Source organism: Tateyamaria algicola (assembly GCF_047715485.1).
GTDB lineage: Bacteria > Pseudomonadota > Alphaproteobacteria > Rhodobacterales > Rhodobacteraceae > Tateyamaria.
The window spans coordinates 2,918,165-2,938,204 of record NZ_CP180422.1 but is presented as its reverse complement, the minus strand read 5'-3'; the positions used below and the strand labels follow the sequence as shown (position 1 = coordinate 2,938,204).

10 protein-coding genes and 3 pseudogenes are annotated in these 20,040 nt (G+C 62.2%); 12 read left to right on the top strand and 1 reads right to left on the bottom strand.

Features of this window, described 5'->3' with window-relative positions; all coding sequences use genetic code 11:
• Window positions 1-6: 6 nt before the first annotated feature.
• On the bottom strand, window positions 7-1,218 hold the full coding sequence (locus ACMHLQ_RS16840; protein ID WP_415401863.1) for an NAD(P)/FAD-dependent oxidoreductase: 1,212 nt from the start codon (window positions 1,216-1,218) through the stop codon (window positions 7-9).
• A gap of 220 nt (window positions 1,219-1,438) precedes the next feature.
• Here ACMHLQ_RS16840 and ACMHLQ_RS16835 point away from each other — a divergent pair, with 220 nt between their 5' ends.
• From ACMHLQ_RS16835 to glgC, 12 genes and pseudogenes are all read left to right on the top strand, one after another.
• Window positions 1,439-2,023 carry an ANTAR domain-containing response regulator gene (locus ACMHLQ_RS16835; RefSeq protein WP_415401862.1) on the top strand — a complete coding sequence of 195 codons (585 nt, stop codon included), beginning with the start codon at window positions 1,439-1,441 and terminating at the stop codon, window positions 2,021-2,023.
• Window positions 2,020-3,198 carry a CmpA/NrtA family ABC transporter substrate-binding protein gene (locus tag ACMHLQ_RS16830; protein ID WP_415401861.1) on the top strand — a complete coding sequence of 393 codons (1,179 nt, stop codon included), beginning with the start codon at window positions 2,020-2,022 and terminating at the stop codon, window positions 3,196-3,198. Before ACMHLQ_RS16835 ends, ACMHLQ_RS16830 begins: the two co-directional genes overlap by 4 nt.
• A 232-nt stretch (window positions 3,199-3,430) precedes the next feature.
• Window positions 3,431-4,801: a CmpA/NrtA family ABC transporter substrate-binding protein gene (locus ACMHLQ_RS16825; RefSeq protein WP_415401860.1), complete on the top strand. Its 1,371-nt coding sequence runs from the start codon at window positions 3,431-3,433 to the stop codon at window positions 4,799-4,801.
• Between the two features lie 241 nt (window positions 4,802-5,042).
• Window positions 5,043-6,122 (top strand): ABC transporter permease, encoded by a 1,080-nt coding sequence (locus tag ACMHLQ_RS16820; RefSeq protein ID WP_415401859.1) that lies wholly within the window; start codon window positions 5,043-5,045, stop codon window positions 6,120-6,122.
• Window positions 6,123-6,127: 5 nt separating this feature from the next.
• Window positions 6,128-7,831 (top strand): ABC transporter ATP-binding protein, encoded by a 1,704-nt coding sequence (locus ACMHLQ_RS16815; protein WP_415401858.1) that lies wholly within the window; start codon window positions 6,128-6,130, stop codon window positions 7,829-7,831.
• A gap of 4 nt (window positions 7,832-7,835) precedes the next feature.
• A pseudogene (gene nirB, locus ACMHLQ_RS16810) lies at window positions 7,836-10,267 on the top strand (nitrite reductase large subunit NirB).
• Complete coding sequence (nirD, locus tag ACMHLQ_RS16805) at window positions 10,264-10,599, top strand: nitrite reductase small subunit NirD (protein ID WP_415401857.1); 336 nt, start codon at window positions 10,264-10,266, stop codon at window positions 10,597-10,599. The pseudogene nirB and the gene nirD overlap by 4 nt, the downstream one beginning before the upstream one ends.
• Window positions 10,596-13,195 (top strand): annotated as a pseudogene (locus ACMHLQ_RS16800) (molybdopterin-dependent oxidoreductase). Before nirD ends, ACMHLQ_RS16800 begins: the two are co-directional and overlap by 4 nt.
• Window positions 13,196-13,217: 22 nt before the next feature.
• The gene (gene cysG, locus ACMHLQ_RS16795) at window positions 13,218-14,636 is read left to right on the top strand and encodes a siroheme synthase CysG (RefSeq protein WP_415401856.1); all 1,419 of its coding nucleotides are present in this window, start codon (window positions 13,218-13,220) and stop codon (window positions 14,634-14,636) included.
• Window positions 14,637-14,819: 183 nt separating this feature from the next.
• Window positions 14,820-16,433, top strand: coding sequence for an alpha-amylase family glycosyl hydrolase (locus ACMHLQ_RS16790; protein WP_415401855.1), 1,614 nt, complete (start codon window positions 14,820-14,822; stop codon window positions 16,431-16,433).
• 120 nt (window positions 16,434-16,553) lie between these two features.
• On the top strand, window positions 16,554-18,773 hold the full coding sequence (glgB, locus tag ACMHLQ_RS16785) for a 1,4-alpha-glucan branching protein GlgB (protein ID WP_415401854.1): 2,220 nt from the start codon (window positions 16,554-16,556) through the stop codon (window positions 18,771-18,773).
• Window positions 18,770-20,040, top strand: a pseudogene (gene glgC, locus ACMHLQ_RS16780) (glucose-1-phosphate adenylyltransferase). The gene glgB and the pseudogene glgC overlap by 4 nt, the downstream one beginning before the upstream one ends.

The following is a 20,040-nucleotide window of genomic DNA, read 5'->3' as shown; positions in this document are numbered from 1 at the left end:
GTCTCCTTAAATGACGGCTTTTTCGATGAGGGGTTCGCCGCGTGCGATACGCGCGTAGTTGAACGGCGTGAGGTCCAGCGCGCGGTATTCGCCATAGGTCAGCCATTCCGCCGTACCCCGCCCCATGGCCGGCGATTGCTGCAAGCCATGGCCTGAAAACCCGTTGAGAAAGATGAAATTCTCGACCTCGGTGTGCGGACCCATGATCGCGTTGTGATCCATCGTGTTCATGGCATAGTGCCCGCCCCATTCATGGGTGACCTTGATCGCCTCGAACTGGGGGATGCGGGTGGCGAGGATGGGCCAGACGTGGCTTTCCCACATGGAATGATCCATTGCGTAGTCGTCATAATCCACTGCCGGATCAATGTCGGAATGCCCGCCGCATTGATAGGTGCCGCCGCCGTTTTCGCGCACATGCACGCCGGACGGGTCGATGGTGAGGGGCAGATCAACCTCCAGCGGTTTTTCGGCCGAGAAGATCCAGGAAAAGCGTTTGCGCGGCTCGACCGGCACCGAAATGCCTGCCATTTGAGCCGTGCGGTTGGCGCGCGGGCCCGAGGCGTTCACGACCTGCCCGCAGGCAATGACCTCGCCCGAGGCGAGTGTGACACTCTCCACCCTGGTGCCCGCCGCATTGCGGGTCATGGCGACGACCTCGTTCTGGATGTATTCGACCCCGCGTTCGCGCGACTGACGCCGCCACCAGTCGAACACGGCCGCCCCGTCCCAATACCCCTCGTCCACCGTGTTGATGGACCCCAACACGATGTCGTCCACATTATAGAAGGGATAGGCCGCCTTGATCTCATCCGGTGTCATCAGCTGCGTGCCCGCCCCGGCGGCATGTTGCACGGCGATGTTTTCGCGCAGAACGTCCGCGAACGCGTTGGTGTCGGCGAGGTACATGTAGCCGAAATTGCGGATCGACAGCTTGGGCACGCGATCATCACCGCCCATGTATTGGCGGATGTTTTTCACGAAGTCGGCGGCGAACTGGCTGATGCGCACATTCAAATCGTTCGAGAATTGCTGGCGCATGCAGCTGTTGGTGTGCGCGGTCGAACATGCCTCGTAGGTCGTGTCCCGTTCGACCACCAGAACGGAGCCATCGAAATCAGGATTGTCAGACAGGAACCACGCGGTCGAGGACCCCATGATCGCGCCTCCGACGATGATGACGTCATATTGAGTTTTGCCGGGGCTTTGCGTGGCCATGTGCATCCTCTTGCATTGCGCAGCGCCGCGCACGGTCGCCATCAAATCGCAGGCACTGTGCGGTCAAACAAAGTGAATTGCCAGACAGGTTTTTCGCCCGCTCAAAAATCGAGCATGGCGCACGTTTGGCGATCACTTGTCGAACGTGACCTCGGGAAAGCGATTAGCCCCGGTGCGCACGCCGTTGGCAGGGCACGGGGTCTGTAGGACCAGAGTGCCCGTGGCACAGGATATGAAAATTGCAGTGATCGAGCCGGATCGCGACCGCGCGCTCGAGATCATCGACGCCCTCAAGGAGGACGGATGGCAGGACGTCGTCGTGCTGGCCGAAGTCACAGGGCTGGCGCGCAAGCTGGCCGCGTTGGAACCCGACCTGGTTCTGATCGACCTCGCCAATCCCAGCCGCGACGCGCTGGAACAGGTCAGCGCCGCCTCGGATGCGCAAAGCAGACCTGTGGCGATGTTTGTAGACCGCTCGGATGACGAGATGACCCAGGCCGCCGTGGCTGCGGGCCTGTCGGCCTATGTTGTGGGCGAGTTGCAGCCCGAACGCATCCGCCCCGTGCTCAAGACCGCCATCGCGCGGTTCCAGATGATGAGCCAGATGCGGCTGGAACTGGAAACCGCCAAGCAAGCACTGGCCGACCGTAAGACGCTGGACCGCGCCAAGGGTATGATCATGCGTGCCAAAGGCGTGGGCGAGGAAGAGGCCTATGCCCTCTTGCGCAAAACGGCGATGTCCCAGAACCGCAAGGTGATCGACGTGGCGCAGGCGTTGCTGACAGCATCGGACCTTTTGACATGAATATGGTGCGCCTCAATTGCGGCTACGTCCCGCTTGTGGACAGCGCACCGCTGATCGTTGCGCAAGAGTTGCGCTTTGCTGCCGACGAAGGGATCACGCTGAACCTGTTGCGCCAACCCTCATGGGCCGCGCTGCGCGATCTGCTGGCGCTTGGGCATCTGGATGTGGCGCATATGCTGTCGCCCATGCCCACGGCGATGTCCCTGGGGCTTAGCGGGCCTGCCGCACAGATCGATGCACTGATGGTGTTGTCGGCCAATGGCACTGTGATCGGTGTGTCGTCGCACATGGCCGAAGAGATGCGCGCGCGGGGCTGGCCCGGCGGCTTTGACAGCCCCCAGGCAACCGTCGCCCCGATGCTGGCCGCACTGGACAGGCCCTTACGCGTGGGTGTGCCGTTTCCTTTCTCTATGCACCGCTTTCTCTTTGACTACTGGCTGCGCAACGCCGGCGCACAGGTCCCGCGCGAGGCGCGGATCATCACGACACCACCGCCCCTGATGGCTGAAGCCGTGAAGGCGGGCGAGATTGACGTGTTCTGCGTGGGCGAGCCTTGGGGGTCGGTCGCGGTAGGTGCCGGGGTGGGCGAACTGATCCTGGTCGGTGTCGCGATCTGGGCCCATGCGCCGGAAAAGGTGCTGGCGGCACGACGGGTCTGGGTCGATGACAACGCCAAGGCGGTGGGTGCGCTGATGCGGGCCGTGTCGCGCGCGGCGCGGTGGCTGGACAAGCCGGAAAACCGGGTGCTTGCCATTGAAATCCTTGCGCGCAGCACCCACCTGGACCTGCCCGACACCGCCATCGAACACGCCCTGACGGGCCGGTTCGCCACCCGGCAGGGTGCCAAGCCTGTGCATGTTCCGGACTTCGTCCGCTTTCACGCGGGTGCCACCAATTTCCCCTGGCGCAGCCAAGCCGCTTGGATCGGTGCCGAGATCAGCCACCTGACCGGCATTGACCGCGCCCACGCCATTGCCGTCGCCCAAGGGACCATGCGCCCCGACTGCTACCGCACGCATCTGGGCCCGATTGGCGTCGACATGCCCGGCGCCTCCGCCAAAGTCGAGGGCGCATTGGCCCATCCTTCGGCTGTCGCCTCGACGCGGGGCGAGATGATTCTTGGGCCGGATGCTTTCTTTGACGGCAAAACCTATGATTTTGGCCCTGCAATCTGATCAAAAAAGCAGCAGGCGCTGCATCGCAGCGAAAAACGCCGCCAAAAACCAAAAACATCGTTGTTTCGTCAAAGGAGCGCACGTTACCTTTAATTCAAGGAAGCAAGGATGCTTCTCATCGCCTCCATGGTCGGGGGCTCTAACAAGAGCAAAGCCGCTCGATCCGGATCACGCGTTCCTCCTCCCTCGCGTCCGGATCGGGCGGTTTTTTTATTGGGAAAAGGATACGATGATGACACGTCTCTTTGCTGCTGCCGGAACGCTTGCCGCGTTGATGGGCACAGCCGCATATGCCGAGTTGCTAGACCTGGAAAAGGACGAGCTGAAGTTCGGCTTTATCAAGCTGACCGACATGGCCCCCTTGGCCGTCGCTTATGAGAACGGATACTTCGAGGACGAGGGCCTGTTCGTCACACTTGAGGCACAGGCCAACTGGAAGGTGCTGCTCGACGGTGTGATCGACGGGCAGTTGGATGGCGCACACATGCTGGCCGGTCAACCGCTGGCCGCCACCATTGGCTACGGCACCAAGGCGCACATCATCACCCCCTTTTCCATGGATTTGAACGGCAACGGCATCACCGTTTCCAATGAAATCTGGGAAGAGATGAAGCCCCATGTGCCGCTGATGGATGATGGTCGTCCGCAGCACCCCATCAGCGCCGAGGCGCTGGCGCCAGTGGTCGAGGACTACAAGGATCAGGGCCTGCCCTTCAACATGGGCATGGTGTTCCCGGTCTCCACGCACAACTACGAAATCCGCTATTGGCTGGCCGCCGGGGGACTTGAGCCAGGGTTCTATTCGCCCGAAGACGTGTCAGGCCAGATCGGCGCCGATGTGCTGCTGAGCGTAACCCCGCCCCCACAGATGCCCGCCACCATGGAAGCGGGCACCATATATGGATATGCCGTGGGCGAGCCGTGGAACCAGCAGGCTGTGTTCAAAGGCATCGGCGTGCCGGTCATCACCGACTATGATATGTGGAAGAACAACCCTGAAAAGGTGTTCGGCCTGAACGCCGAATTTGCCGAACAGTACCCCAACACGACACTGGCGGTGACAAAGGCGCTGATCCGCGCCGCCATATGGCTGGACGAGAATGACAACGCCAACCGCGAGGAAGCGGTCGAGATCCTGAGCCGCTCGGAATATGTTGGCGCGGATTACGAAGTCATCGCCAACTCGATGACCGGCTTCTTTGAATTCGAGAAGGGCGATCGCCGCCCGGCCCCCGACTTCAACGTGTTCTTCCGCTACAACGCGACCTACCCGTTCTATTCCGACGCCATCTGGTACCTGACCCAGATGCGCCGCTGGGGTCAGATCGCCGAAGCGAAGTCGGACCAGTGGTATTTCGACACGGCAGCCGAGGTCTACAAGCCCGCGATCTATCTGGAAGCCGCGCGCATGCTGGTGGACGAGGGCCTGGCGAACGAAGCCGATTTCCCCTGGGACAGCGACGGGTTCAAAGCCCCCACGCCTGCCGAAGATATCATCGACGGTATCGCCTATGACGGCAAGGCACCCAACGCCTATATCGACAGCCTGCCCATCGGCCTGAAGGGCGACCAGAAAGTCATCGGCAACGCAGTCGAAGGTTGAAAGCCATGATGGGGTGGGCAGCAATGCCCACCCTACGCTGCCGTGCAGCAATTCCGCCCCAACGGTGGCGCGTCTGCTCAAAAATCAGGCATGCTGCTGTGCCGAATGAGCCCCCAACATCCGGGTGTCACCCTCTGTGCACCCCCGTACACGCCCTATGCACCGCCGCAGTGCTGCATAGCCCACAACACACTATCTGGGGTCATCCCGCCCCGCTCGATCCCCGCCAGGAGGCCACGACATGACCGCCATCGACCCATCCGAGCTGGACGCCGCCGCCCGCGAAGAGCGCAAGCAGCGGACATTCACCCGTATCAATGCCGCCGACAAATGGTTTCAGGTTCTGGGCCTGAGCTGGCTGACACCGGTGCTGAAGGCCGCGGCCGGCGACAACCCAAAGGCGCAGGGCAAAGAGATCTGGCGGCTGCTGGGCGTGCCCCTTCTGGCCATCGCGCTGTTCATGGGCACGTGGGCCACGTTGGCGCCGACCGTGCAGACGTCGCTGGGCGCGATCCCCGGCCCCGTCCAAGTCTGGGAGCAGGTGGGCAACCTGCATGCCGACGCTGTGCGCGAGCGCGAGAAGGAGGCTGCGTTTTACGTGCGTCAGGACGAGCGCAACGCCAAGCTGATCGCCGACGGCAATGCCGACAAGGTCAAGGAGCGCGTCTATACCGGCAAGCCGACCTATTACGACCAGATCTGGACCTCGATCAAAACGGTGTTCTTTGGGTTCCTGCTCGCCTCGATCTTTGCCATTCCGCTGGGCATCGCTGCGGGCCTGAGCCCGGTCGTGAACGCCGCCATCAACCCGCTGATCCAGATTTTCAAACCTGTATCGCCGCTAGCGTGGCTGCCCATCGTGACCATGGTCGTATCGGCCACCTACTCCGCGGATGGCTGGTTTGCGAAATCCTTCCTCAACTCGGCCATCACGGTGACCCTGTGTTCGCTTTGGCCGACGCTGATCAACACTGCCCTTGGGGTTTCCAGCATCGACAAGGACCTCGTGAGCGTCTCGAAAGTGCTGAAGATGAACACGTGGACCAAGGTGACCAAGCTGGTCCTGCCCTCGGCCCTGCCGCTGATATTTACCGGTCTGCGCCTGTCGCTCGGTGTGGGCTGGATGGTGCTGATTGCCGCCGAGATGCTGGCGCAGAACCCAGGCCTGGGCAAGTTCGTCTGGGATGAGTTCCAGAACGGGTCGAGCCAGTCGCTGGCCAAGATCATGGTGGCCGTGTTCACCATCGGCATCATCGGCTTCCTGCTGGACCGGTTGATGTACGCGATCCAGTCCATGTTCACCTTTACCAACAACCGGTGATCGACATGTCAGTGATTGAGTTCAAGAACGTCACCAAATCCTATGGCTCGGGCACCGAGCGGACGGATGTGCTGAAAGACATCAGCCTGTCGGTGAAAGAGGGCGAGTTCCTTGTGCTGCTAGGGTTCTCCGGCACGGGCAAGACGACGCTGATCAACCTGATGGCGGGGCTGGATACACCAAGCGCGGGCGAGGTCACCTTCAAAGGTGCGCCCGTCACTGGCCCGGGCCCGGAACGCGGCGTGATCTTTCAAAGCTATTCCCTGATGCCGTGGCTGACGGTGACGGGGAATGTGGCGCTGGCGGTCGATACGATCTTTCCTAAAATGCCCAAGGCAGAGCGGGCCGAGAAGGTGGCGCATTACGTCGATATGGTGGGCTTGAGCCATGCGGCGGGTCGCCGTCCGGCGGAATTGTCGGGTGGCATGCGCCAGCGGGTCAATGTGGCCCGTGCGCTGGCGATGAACCCCGAGATCCTGTTGCTGGATGAGCCGCTGTCCGCCCTCGACGCGCTGACCCGCGCCAATCTGGCCGACGAGATCGAACATATCTGGGAGGCCGACAAGAAGACTTGCGTGCTGATCACAAATGATGTGGACGAGGCGATCATTCTGGCAGACCGCATCATTGCGCTGAACCCCGACGGAACGTTGGGTAACGAGTTCTCTGTTTCCATTCCCCGCCCGCGCGACCGGATGGAAATGAACACCAATGACGACTTCAAGCGCCTGCGCGCCGAGGTCACCAAATACCTGATGGATGTGGGGATCGAAGCCAAGGTCGAGGGCACCAAAGTGCTGCCTGACGTGACGCCAATCCACGGGGTGCCAACGGCTGTGGCCGATGCCCAGAAGGGCATGATCGAGAACCGCTTCCTCGACTTCAGCCGGCTCCACAAGGTGTATCCGACCCCCAAGGGACCGCTCACCGTGGTCGAGGATTTTGACCTCAAGATCAACAAGGGTGAGTTCATTTCCCTGATTGGCCATTCGGGCTGTGGCAAGTCCACGGTGCTGACCATGGCCGCCGGTTTGAACGAGATTTCCAAGGGCGCGATCAAGCTGGATGGCCGCCATGTGGAGGGCGCGGACCCGGAGCGGGCCGTGGTGTTCCAATCCCCCAACCTGTTCCCCTGGCTGAGTGCCAAGGAGAACGTGGCGATCGGTGTGGACAAGGTCTACCCCAAAGCAAGCCAGGCCGAGCGTCAGGATGTGGTGGAATACTACCTCGAACGTGTGGGCTTGGCCGACGCGATGGACAAGCAGGCCGCCGATCTGTCCAACGGGATGAAGCAGCGTGTTGGGATCGCCCGCGCCTTTGCCCTGTCACCGAAACTGCTGCTGCTGGACGAGCCCTTTGGGATGCTCGACAGCCTGACCCGTTGGGAATTGCAGGAAGTGTTGATGGAAGTGTGGAGCCGCACCAAGGTGACGGCCATCTGTGTGACCCATGATGTGGACGAGGCGATCCTTCTGGCCGACCGCGTGGTGATGATGACCAACGGGCCGCAGGCCACCATCGGCAAGATCGTGGACGTCAACCTGCCACGCCCGCGCACACGCAAGGCGCTGCTCGAGCATCCTGATTACTACAGCTACCGGCAGGACGTGCTCGATTTCCTCGAGGAATACGAGCACGGCAACGCCCCCAAATCACCCACATCGGGTGGGACACCCAAACCGAAACCTACGGCGATGGCGGCGGAGTGAGAATATGACCCAGAACATCATAGTCATCGGGGCCGGCATGGCCACGGGGCGCGCGCTCGAACACCTGTTTGATGCAGGTGCCGACGTGAACGTGACCCTGTTCAATGCCGAGCCGCGCGGGAACTACAACCGCATCATGCTGTCCCCCGTCTTGGCGGGTGACAAGACATACGAAGAGATCGTGACCCACGATGCCGACTGGTACGAGGCCAACGGGGTGACCTGCCGCTTTGGTGAGCGGGTGGCGTCGGTGGATCGTGCGGCCAAGACGGTTACGGCTGAGAACGGCGATGTGCTTCCTTACGACAAGCTGATCTTTGGCACCGGGTCGAACCCGTTCATGATCCCCCTGCCCGGCCACGATCTGGACGGCGTGATCGCCTATCGCGACCTCGAAGACACCGAGTTGATGATGGGCATGGGCCCGGACAACAAAGTGGTCGTCATCGGTGGCGGCCTGTTGGGCCTTGAGGCTGCGGCAGGCATGGCGGCGCGCGGCGTGGACGTGACGGTTGTGCACATCATGGGCCACCTGATGGAGCGTCAGCTGGACGAGGCCGCGGGTTACCTCTTGCGCAAGGCGCTTGTGGACAAGGGCATTACGGTGCTGTGTCAGGCCAACTCCAAGGAAATTCTTGGTGCGGATGGTAAGGTGCGCGCCCTGTTGCTGGACGATGGCACTGAACTGCCCTGCGATCTGCTGGTCATGGCCGTGGGTATCCGCCCCAATGTGGCGCTGGCGGCCGAGGCTGGGTTAGCTGTGGGCAAGGGTATCCACGTGGATGACCAGATGGTCACATCCGACGCCGACATTCTGGCGATTGGCGAATGCGTTGAGCATGACGGTGCGATCTTTGGCCTTGTTGCCCCGCTTTATGATCAGGCGAAGGTGGCGGCGCAGACGATCCTTGGGGAACAGGCCGCCTTTGTTCAAAAGGAACTCAGCACCAAGCTGAAGGTCACAGGCTGTGACCTGTTCAGCGCGGGCGACTTTGCCGATGGGGAGGGGCGCGAAGACATCGTGTTCCGCGACCCGGGGCGCGGCGTCTACCGAAGGCTGGTGATCGAGGACAACGTGATCATCGGAACGGTCATGTATGGCGACACAGCGGACAGCAATTGGTTCTTTGGCCTGATCCGGGACAAGACCGACATCGCCGAGATGCGCGATACCGTCATATTCGGCCCGGCCTATCAGGGGGTGCTCCCCTGGACCCGTTGGTAGCCGTTGCAGCCTTACCGCGTGACGCGGAAATCTGTGGCTGCAACGGCATTTGCAAAGGCACGATCGTGGACGCGATCGACGGCGGCGCAACCGATCTGGGGGCCGTGCGCGCGGTGACCAAGGCGTCCGGGTCCTGCGGGACCTGTACAGGGTTGGTAGAGCAGGTGCTGGCCGTGACCCTGGGCGATGATTTCGTGTTGCCCACGGCGCAACCGATCTGCGGCTGCACTGATCTCAGCCATGAAGACGTGCGGCGCATGATCAAAAGCCAGGAACTCAAGAGCATGGCCGCCGTCTGGCAGGAATGCGCGTGGAAGACAGTCGATGGCTGCCACGTGTGCCGTCCGGCGCTGAACTATTACCTGATTGCCGACTGGCCGCTGGAGTATCTGGACGATCCGCAAAGCCGCTTTATAAACGAGCGCAAGCACGCAAACATCCAAAAAGACGGGACATTTTCGGTTGTGCCACGCATGTGGGGCGGCATCACCACCCCGGATGAGCTGCGCGCGATTGCCGATGCTGCCGACAAGTACGATGTGCCCACCGTCAAGGTGACGGGCGGCCAGCGCATCGACTTGCTGGGCGTGCGCGGTGAAGACCTGCCCGCCATCTGGTCGGATCTGAACGACGCCGGGATGGTGTCGGGCCACGCCTATTCCAAGGGTTTACGCACGGTGAAGACCTGCGTCGGCACGGATCACTGCCGCTTTGGCACGCAGGATTCCACTGGCCTTGGCATCAAGCTCGAAAAGGCGCTGTGGGGATCGTGGACGCCGCACAAGCTGAAGCTGGGTGTATCAGGCTGCCCGCGCAACTGCGCAGAGGCGACCTGCAAGGACATTGGCGTCGTCTGTGTCGACAGCGGCTTTCAGGTCGGGATCGGTGGCGCCGCGGGCATGGATGTGCGCGAAGTCGAGCGGCTGATCGACGTGGAGACCGAAGAGGAAACCATCCTCGTCATCAAGGCGATGACGCAGCTCTATCGCGAGAACGCCAAGTATCTCGACCGTATCTACAAGTGGATGAACAAGGTGGGGCTAGATTGGATACGTGAGCGTATTGCCGATCCGGCGGAGCGCGATGCCCTCGCTGCACGCTTTGATCTGTCCCAGACCGTTTATCAGAAAGACCCCTGGGCCGAGCATGCCCAGAAGAAGGCCGCGATTTACCGTCCCGTTGCCAATTTGACCCTGGAGGCCGCAGAATGACCGATTGGATCGACATTGCCGCCCTTGAGGATATCCCCCAGCGTGGGGCCCGCATGGTCAAAACCCATGTGGGCTGCGTTGCGGTATTCCGTACGGCATCGGATGCTGTCTATGCTCTCGACAACGCCTGCCCGCACAAGGCGGGGCCTTTGGCCGAGGGGATCGTGCATGGTGCGGCGGTCACATGCCCGCTGCACAACTGGGTGATTTCGCTGGAAACGGGTCTGGTGCAAGGCCCGGACGAGGGGCAAGTCGCGACCTACCCAGCCCGTATCGAGGGCGGGCGCATCCTGCTGGATGCAACACGCCTCCGGGCGCGGAGCGCGGCATGACCACCTGCACCACCTGTCCGTACTGCGGCGTAGGGTGCGGTGTGATCGCATCGCCTGACGGCACGATCACCGGTGACCCCGATCACCCGGCGAATTTCGGGCTTCTGTGTTCCAAAGGGTCGGCCCTGGGGGAGACAATTGATCTGGAGGGGCGCCTGCTGGCGCCGCAGGTGCATGGCGCGGAGGCGGATTGGGACACGGCCATTGAACTGGTGGCGTCAAAATTCAGCGCGGCCATTCGCGATCACGGGCCTGACTCGGTGGCGTTCTATGTGTCGGGGCAGTTGCTGACCGAAGATTACTATGTCGCCAACAAGCTGATGAAAGGCTTTATCGGTTCGGCGAATATCGACACGAATTCAAGGCTTTGCATGGCATCCTCGGTTGCAGGTCACAAACGCGCTTTTGGCAGCGACACCGTGCCCGGCACCTATGAGGACCTGGAAGAGGCCGACCTGATCGTGCTCGTTGGCTCGAACCTGGCCTGGTGCCACCCGGTGCTGCACCAGCGCATCGCCGCAGCCAAGGAGGCCCGGCCGAACATGCGCGTCGTCAACATCGACCCGCGCCGCACGGCAACCACGCAACTGGCGGACATGCACCTTCAGATCGCGCCCGATGGCGATGTTGCGCTGTTCAATGGGCTGCTGGCGCATATCGCGCAGATGGGCAAGATCGACCGTGACTACGTCGATGCCCATGTCAACGGGCTGGATGCTGCATTGCTGGCGGCGTGGGCCTCGGACACGGCCAAGACCGGGTTGAGCGCGGAGGAACTGCAGGCGTTCTACGCGCTGTGGGCAGGCACCGAAAAGGTCGTCACCGTCTATTCGCAAGGCGTGAACCAATCGCGCAGCGGTACGGACAAGGTCAACGCGATCCTGAATTGCCATTTGGCCACCGGGCGCATCGGCAGGCCCGGCATGGGGCCGTTTTCTGCCACGGGCCAACCCAATGCGATGGGTGGGCGCGAGGTCGGTGGGTTGGCCAACATGCTGGCCAATCACCTCGACATCGAAAACGAAGATCACCGCGCGGCGGTGCAGTCGTTTTGGGACAGCCCGACCATCTGCACGGCGCCAGGGCTGAAGGCCGTCGATCTGTTCGCCGCCTGCGCGTCTGGCAAGATCAAGGCACTGTGGGTCATGTCCACCAACCCCGCGGTCAGCATGCCCGACGCAGCGGGCGTGGCCGAGGCGATATCCAACGTGCCCTTTACCATTGTGTCCGACATCATGGCGCGCACCGATACCGGCGATCTGGCCGATGTGCTGCTGCCTGCCGCCGGGTGGGGGAAAAGGACGGCACGGTCACGAATTCCGAGCGCCGGATTTCGCGGCAGCGGGCCTTCCTGCCCGTGCCAGGTGCCGCCCGCCCCGATTGGCGCATCATCAGCGACGTGGCCGCCGCCATGGGCTGGGCCGAGGCCTTCGCCTATGACAGCCCCGCCGATGTTTTCCGCGAATACGCGGCCCTGTCCGCCGCCGCGCGCCACTTTGGCCGCGATTTCGACATCAGCGGGATGGAGGGTATCGCCGACGCGGCCTACCGCGATCTGGCGCCTGTGCAATGGCCGGTGCCCGTGACAGGGGATGCAGGCGGACGGTTCTTTGGCACAGGCGGGTTTTTTCATGCCGATGGCAAGGCACGGATGCTGCCGGTGAAGGCGCCTGCAGCGGTCTCGGGCAGCGGTTTTCACCTCAACACGGGCCGTATCCGCGATCAGTGGCACACGATGACGCGTACCGGCAAATCGCCCCGTCTGGGCAGCCATCTGGCAGAACCCTACATCGAAATTCATCCAGAAGATGCCGCTGATCTGGGGCTGGGCGTGGCCGAGATTGTCGAGGTTGACGGCGCGGGTCAACGCACCCTTCTGCGCGCCTTGCCCACAGAAAAGGTGGCGCGGGGTACACTCTTTGCGCCCATGCATTGGACCCGACAGCGCAGCGCCTCTGGCCCCGTGAACACAGTTGTAAAGACCGGCGTCGACCCTGTATCGGGTCAGCCAGCGCTCAAGGCTGGACGTGTGTCGGCCAAGCGGTTTGAGGCGGCGTGGTACGGGTTTCTGGCGACCTCGGATGCGATTGCGCCGCAGGGTGAGTATTGCGCCGTGGCCCGCACCCGCACCGGCTGGAGCGCCGAGATCGCGAGTGCAACGGCGCTTGGGGATGCGCGCGCCGTGCTTGAACAATTCGTCGGGCCAGTCGATGGCGCGGTCAGCGAGGTGCGTGATGATGTGGCCGATACGGTGCGTCTCGCGCACGAGGTCGAGGGGCGATTGGCGGCGATCCTCTACATCGCCCCTGCCCCGGTCGTGGTGTCGCGCACAACAGCCATTGGCCTGATCGGCACCGAGACCAGTGCGCTCGCCGCCCTGTCGGGCCGCGCGCCCGGTGCTGCCGGCGATCCCGGCGCGACGGTCTGCGCCTGCATGGGCGTGGGCCTCAACGACATCCGCCGCGCCATTGCGGACGGCGCCACCACGCTGGACGCACTTGGGGCGGCGACGGCTGCGGGCACGAATTGCGGAGCCTGTCGGCCCGAGCTTGCATCACTGCTGCCGCAGACCACCAAAGCGCTGGCGGCTGAATGAGCATCTATTGGGAGCCTGAGACATGAAAACATTTCCGATGTTCCTGACCATGGCGGGCCGCCGTGTGGTGATTGTGGGCGGCGGCGAACAGGCTGCGCAAAAGTGCCGTTTGATTCTAAAGACCGAGGCCGAGATTCATGTGTGCGCCGCTACTCTGGACGTTGAATTGCAAAGCCTTGCGCAATCGGGCCATATCCTATGGCACGATGCCAACATCACGCCCGATACCTTTGCCGGTGCCGCCCTTGTCTTTGTCGCGACGGGTTGTCCGGGGCAGGATGCCTGCCTGCACATGCTGGCCAAAGCCGCCGGTGTCGTCGTGAATGTCGTGGATCAGCCTGACCTCTGTGACGCCATCACCCCGTCCATCGTCGACCGCGACCCGGTGGTTGTCGCCATCGGCACCGAAGGCACCGCACCCGTTCTGGCCCGCCAGATCAAGACGCGCCTTGAAGAAACGCTGGAGCCGCGTCTGGGCGATCTGGCCGCGCTGGCCGGTCGGCTGCGCGGCTATGCAGCGGCACGCCTTGGGCCCCGTGCACGGCGGGATCTGTGGGCTTGGGTCTTTGGCGGCGATGTGCGCCGCACCCATGCGCGTGCGGGCGATGCCAGTGCTGCGGCCGCCATCAAGGCCGCCATCGCAGCGGGTGGTGCACCGCAGGCGGCCCCTGCCCCCGTCGCCCTTGTGGGCGCCGGACCAGGGTCGAGCGATCTGATCACACTGCGCGGGGTCAAGCGCCTGCAAGAGGCGGATGTGATCTTCTACGACCGGCTGGTCGATCCGCAGGTACTCGAACTGGCCCGCCGTGATGCGGAACGTATCTATGTCGGCAAGGCGCCGGGCTGTCACAGTTGGCCACAGGATCGCATCAACAGTGTGATCGTCTCTGCCGCCAAGCGCGGGCAACGTGTCGTGCGCCTGAAATGCGGTGATCCGGGGGTGTTCGCGCGCGGCGCGGAAGAGGCAGAAGCGCTGACCGCCGCCGGACTGGACTACGAGATCGTGCCGGGTGTGACAGCGGCGAGCGGTGCGGCGGCGGCCGTGGGTGGTTTTCTTACAGAGCGGGGCAAGACCGATACGCTGGTTCTCACCACCGGGCGGCTGGCCGATGCGGCAGAGCGGCCCGATTGGGTGGCGCATTTGAACGCCCGCAGCAATGTGGCCGTCTATATGGGCGTTGAAACCGCTCCGCAGATTTTGGATGCGCTGCGCGAGGCCGCGCTGTTGGACACGGTCCATGTCACCGTGGTCAGCAATGCCCAGCGCGCGGATCAGAAGGTGCTGGAGTGCCCGGCTGCCGATCTGGTCGAACGGCTGCGCGCCGCAGATATCACCAGCCCTGCCATTCTGTTTCTGCGCCGCGATGCGCACGTCGCTGACGTAAGGCACAGCGCCCCAGCGCGCGGTGACCTCGAGGTTGTCGCCCGCCGCGCGTCCTGACCATCATGTATGGATAAGCACCGTGTGTCACGGTTGACAGGCCCACCCGCGCCTTGTCTGCAACAGGTTGCGCACTAGCCCGATCAAAGCGCTTTGGCTATTGTCATGCAGAGAGGCTTGCGGCTAGCTAGCGCTAACACGCGTGCTGTGCGCGGATGTATTGCTAGCCAAGGAACCAACATAATGCGCGAATGGTGGCGGGACGCTGTTGTCTATCAGATTTATCCCCGGTCCTTTCAGGACGACAACGGGGACGGTGTGGGCGATTTGCCCGGCATCACGCGCCGCCTGGATCACGTCGCCTCGCTGGGGGTGGATGCGATCTGGCTGTCGCCGTTCTTTACCTCGCCCGACAAGGACATGGGCTATGACGTGTCCGACTACACCAGCGTAAATCCCCTGTTCGGCACGATCGAGGATTTTGATGCGCTGATGGAGCGCGCGCATGATTTGGGCCTGAAGGTGATCATTGACCAGGTGTTGTCGCACACGTCCGACCAGCATCCGTGGTTCGAGGAAAGCCGCCAGAACCGTACCAACCCCAAGGCCGACTGGTATGTCTGGGCCAACCCCAAGAAGGATGGCAGCGCCCCCACCAACTGGCCCTCCGTCTTTGGCGGCTCCGCCTGGATGTTCGACCCGCGCCGCCGCCAGTATTATCTGCACAACTTCCTGACATCGCAGCCGGATCTGAACTTTCACAACCCGGATGTGGTCGATGCACTGCTGGAAACGATGGATTTCTGGCTCAAGCGCGGGGTGGACGGGTTCCGCCTCGATACCGTCAACTTCTATGTGCATGACAAAGAGTTGCGGGACAATCCGCCCTCGGATTACGATGACTTTCCCGGCAATCCCTATGGTGCGCAACGTCATATCCATTCCAAAACGCAGCCCGAGAATATTGGCGTTTTGCGCCGCCTGCGCACCCTGCTGGACCAGTATGACGACCGCATGTTGATCGGTGAGGTCGGCGAGGACGGACTGCGCCAGATCGAGATCATGGCCGAATACACCTCTGGCAGTGACAAGCTGCACATGGCTTATTCCTTTGCCCTGCTCAGCCACGACCATACGCCACAGCATTTCCGCAATTGCATCGAAGGGTTCATGCGTGATGCGCCCGATGGCTGGCCCTGTTGGTCATTCTCCAACCACGATGTGCAGCGCCATGTGACCCGTTGGGCCAAGACGCCCGAGATGGAGGCGGCTGTGGCCAAGCAGGCGATCAACATGCTGATCAGCTTTCCCGGAACCTTGGGCGTCTACCAGGGTGAGGAACTGGGCCAGACCGAAACAGATATCGAATTTCACGAGGTCACAGACCTCGGCAACATCGACTTCTGGCCAGACAACAAGGGCCGAGATGGCTGCCGCACTCCGATGGTGTGGGATGCAAGCCAGCCCAATGCCGGGTTTTCCGAAGGCACGCCCTGGCTGCCGGTCAAACCGCCCCAAGCCGCACGCGCCGTTGCCGGGCAAGAGGCGCAGAACGACTCTGTCCTTGCGCATTACCGGGCGGCCTTTGCCTTTCGCAAGGCGCGGGGTGAATTGCGGCTGGGCGAGACGACCTTTCCAAAGGTTGCCGACCCGCTGCTGGCCGTCAGCCGCACCCATGAGGGGCGGTGCCTGACCGGTATCTTCAACCTTTCGGATTCGGATCAAAGCCTTGCAGTGAACGGCGCAGCGCAAGCCACGGGCCCGATGGCGGGTTCTTTGGCGGCCGCCACGCTCACCCTGCCCGCCTATGGCTATGCCTATCTGGAGACGGATACCGGGGCCGACCCCCTTGCCTGAGCCGACGTCAAAGAAAGACGCACAGGCGGATGAAATTGCGTTAGGCTGACAAAAGGAACGGCGCCCAACGGCCTAACACTGTCCAGTTGGGTGCAATAATTGAAAGACCAGACTCCGACCATGCCCAAACCCGATACGCAAGAGGCTGCCCGGCGCAGCGCCCCACCGGCGCAGATCATTGCGGCACTGCTGGAGGGGCGACTGGCTGAATCCTTTCAGTTCCTCGGGCTGCGGGATCACGCGGATGGCTATGCGCTGAATGTCTTTGTACCCGGCGCAGAGGCCGTGACCTGCATCACCGGCAAATCATCCAAAACGCCCCTGCTGCCGGTCCCGGACGCCCCCGGCCTGTTCACGGGTCTGTTTCGCAAGGAACAACCCTATCGCCTAACGGCTCGAAACGCCGAGGCCGAGTGGACATTCCACGACCCCTACCGGTTTGGCCGCGTTCTGTCGGATGACGATCTGTACTTTCTTGGCGAAGGGTCGATGCAGCGCATCTGGAAATCCCTTGGGGCCCACATGATCACGCATGAAGGGGTCGAGGGCGTGCATTTTGCGGTCTGGGCCCCCAATGCCGAGCGTGTGGCACTCGTGGGTGATTTCAACGTCTGGGACACACGCCGCCACGGGATGCGCCGCCTTGGCGTGTCGGGTATCTGGGAGATTTTCGTGCCCGGTCTGCAAGCCGGAGACGTTTACAAATACGCGATCCGCGGCGCGGGCGGACAGGATTTGCCGCTGAAGGCTGACCCGGTTGGGTTCGGATCCGAACATCCGCCGCGCACGGGGTCCGTTGTACGTGATATTGGCGGACATGACTGGGACGATGCCGCGTGGATGAAAAACCGCGAGGCCAAGCATCAGGTCGATGCCCCCATCAGCATCTACGAGGTGAACCTTGCCAGTTGGAAACGGGCCGACGACAACCGCCCGCTGTCCTACACGGAACTGGCAGAGGATCTTGTGGCTTATGTGGTCGACATGGGGTTCACCCATATCGAGATGATGCCCATCACCGAACACCCCTTTGACGGCTCATGGGGCTATCAACCCATCGGCATGTACGCCCCCACCATTCGCCATGGTACGCCAGATGAATTCCGCGCCTTGGTCACGGCCGCGCACAAGGCGGGGCTGGGCGTGCTGCTCGACTGGGTCCCTGCGCATTTCCCGACGGACGAACATGGGCTCGCGCAGTTCGATGGCACACATCTCTACGAACATGCCGACCCGCGCGAGGGGTTCCACCAGGACTGGAACACGCTGATCTACAATTTCGGGCGGCGCGAGGTGGCAAACTACATGCGCTCCAACGCGCTTTATTGGCTCGAGGAATACCATCTGGACGGCATTCGCGTGGATGCGGTGGCCTCGATGCTCTACCGCGACTATTCCCGCAAGGACGGGGAATGGGTGCCCAACAAGGATGGGGGCCGCGAGAATTACGAGGCGATTGCCTTTCTGCAGGGCGTAAACAGCTTTGCCTATGGCGAGGCACCGGGGATCATGACCGTGGCCGAGGAAAGCACCGCCTTTCCCGGCGTGTCGCGCCCCGTCTACCTCGGTGGCCTCGGGTTCGGGTTCAAGTGGAACATGGGCTGGATGAACGACACCCTGCGGTACATGCAAGAGGACCCGATCAACCGCAAATACCACCACCACCTGATGACATTCGGCATCCACTACGCGTTTTCGGAAAACTTCGTGCTGCCGATCAGCCATGACGAAGTGGTGCATGGCAAGGGGTCGATGCTGACCAAGATGCCCGGCGATGATTGGGAAAAATTTGCCAACCTGCGCGCCTATTACGGGTTCATGTGGAGCCATCCGGGCAAGAAGCTGTTGTTCATGGGCCAGGAGTTTGCCCAGCGGGCCGAGTGGAACCACAACCAGAGTCTTGACTGGCATCTGTTGGAGGCTCCAGCCCATGCGGGCATTCAGGCCCTCGTGCGCGACCTCAACGCGCTGTACCGGGCCACACCGGCGCTTTATCGCAATGACGCGCAGCCCGGCGGCTTTGCCTGGGTCGATGGCGGGGACGTGGAAAATTCGATCTACGTCTATCAGCGCATGGGCGACCGGGATGAGCCGCGCGCGATCGTGATCCTAAACATGACGCCAGTCGAGCGGCCCGATCACCGGGTGGGCCTGCCCGGAACCGGATACTGGCGCGAGGCGTTGAATACCGATGCAGCCGAATATGGCGGCGGCGGGCGTGGCAATCTGGGAGGAGTGCGCGCCGAGGATGTGGAGTGGATGGGCCAGCCCTGTTCCGCCAACGTCACGCTGCCCCCGTTATCGGCTGTCATATTGATTGAAGGGGAGGACGAGACATGAAACCGACACCAAACCAGCGCCTGTCAAACCGCGCCATGGCCTTTGTGCTGGCGGGGGGCGCGGCAGTCGGCTCAAAGAGCTGACAGACAACCGCGCCAAGCCTGCCGTGTACTTTGGCGGTAAGACCCGCATCGTGGATTTCGCCCTGTCCAATGCGCTGAATTCCGGCATCCGCAAAATGGCCATTGCCACGCAGTACAAGGCCCACAGCCTGATCCGTCACTGCCAGCGCGGCTGGGGTTTCCTGCGGGCCGAGCGGAACGAATACCTCGACATCTTGCCCGCATCGCAGCGCATGAATGACGAGAAATGGTATCTTGGCACGGCAGATGCCGTCGCGCAGAACATAGACATCATCGACAGCTACGGCGTTGATTTCATTGTCGTTCTGGCAGGCGATCACATCTACAAGATGGATTACGAGATCATGTTGCAGCAGCACCTGAACGAGGGTGCGGATGTGACGATCGGCTGTCTGACCGTGCCCCGGATGGAGGCGACGGCCTTTGGCGTGATGCATTGCGACGCCAAGGACCGTATCACCGCATTCCTCGAAAAACCCGCCGATCCGCCCTGCATCCCCGGGGATGAGGATCACGCGCTCGCCTCCATGGGCATTTACGTGTTCCGCTGGGAATTGCTGCGCGATCTGCTGCTCAAGGACATGGCCGATCCGAATTCAAGCCACGACTTCGGCAACGACATCATTCCGCAGATCGTCAAGAACGGCAAAGCCCTGGCGCACCGGTTTGAAGACAGCTGTGTGCAGTCGGGTCTGGAAACCGAACCCTACTGGCGCGACGTGGGCACGGTGGATGCGTTCTGGCGCGCCAATATCGATCTGACCAAGTTTACACCGCCCCTGGACCTCTATGACAACTCATGGCCGATCTGGACCTATGCCGAAAGCGTGCCCCCGGCCAAGTTCATCCATAATGAGGAGAAACGGCGCGGCATGGCTGTATCATCCATGGTCTCGGGGGGCTGTATCATCTCGGGTTCCGAAATCAGTGAATCCCTGCTGTTCACCGGCGTGCGCAGCCATTCGTTTTCGTCTATGAACCAGGTGGTCGCCCTGCCTTATGTCGAGGTCGGGCGCGATGCGCGGCTGAGCAAATGCGTGGTGGATCGCGGCTGTGTCATCCCGCCGGGGATGGTCGTGGGCGAGGATGCAGAAGAAGACGCCAAGTGGTTCCGCCGCACCGATGAGGGTGTCGTGCTGATCACCAAGGCGATGCTGGACGCCCGCGCGGCGGCGCTGGACTAG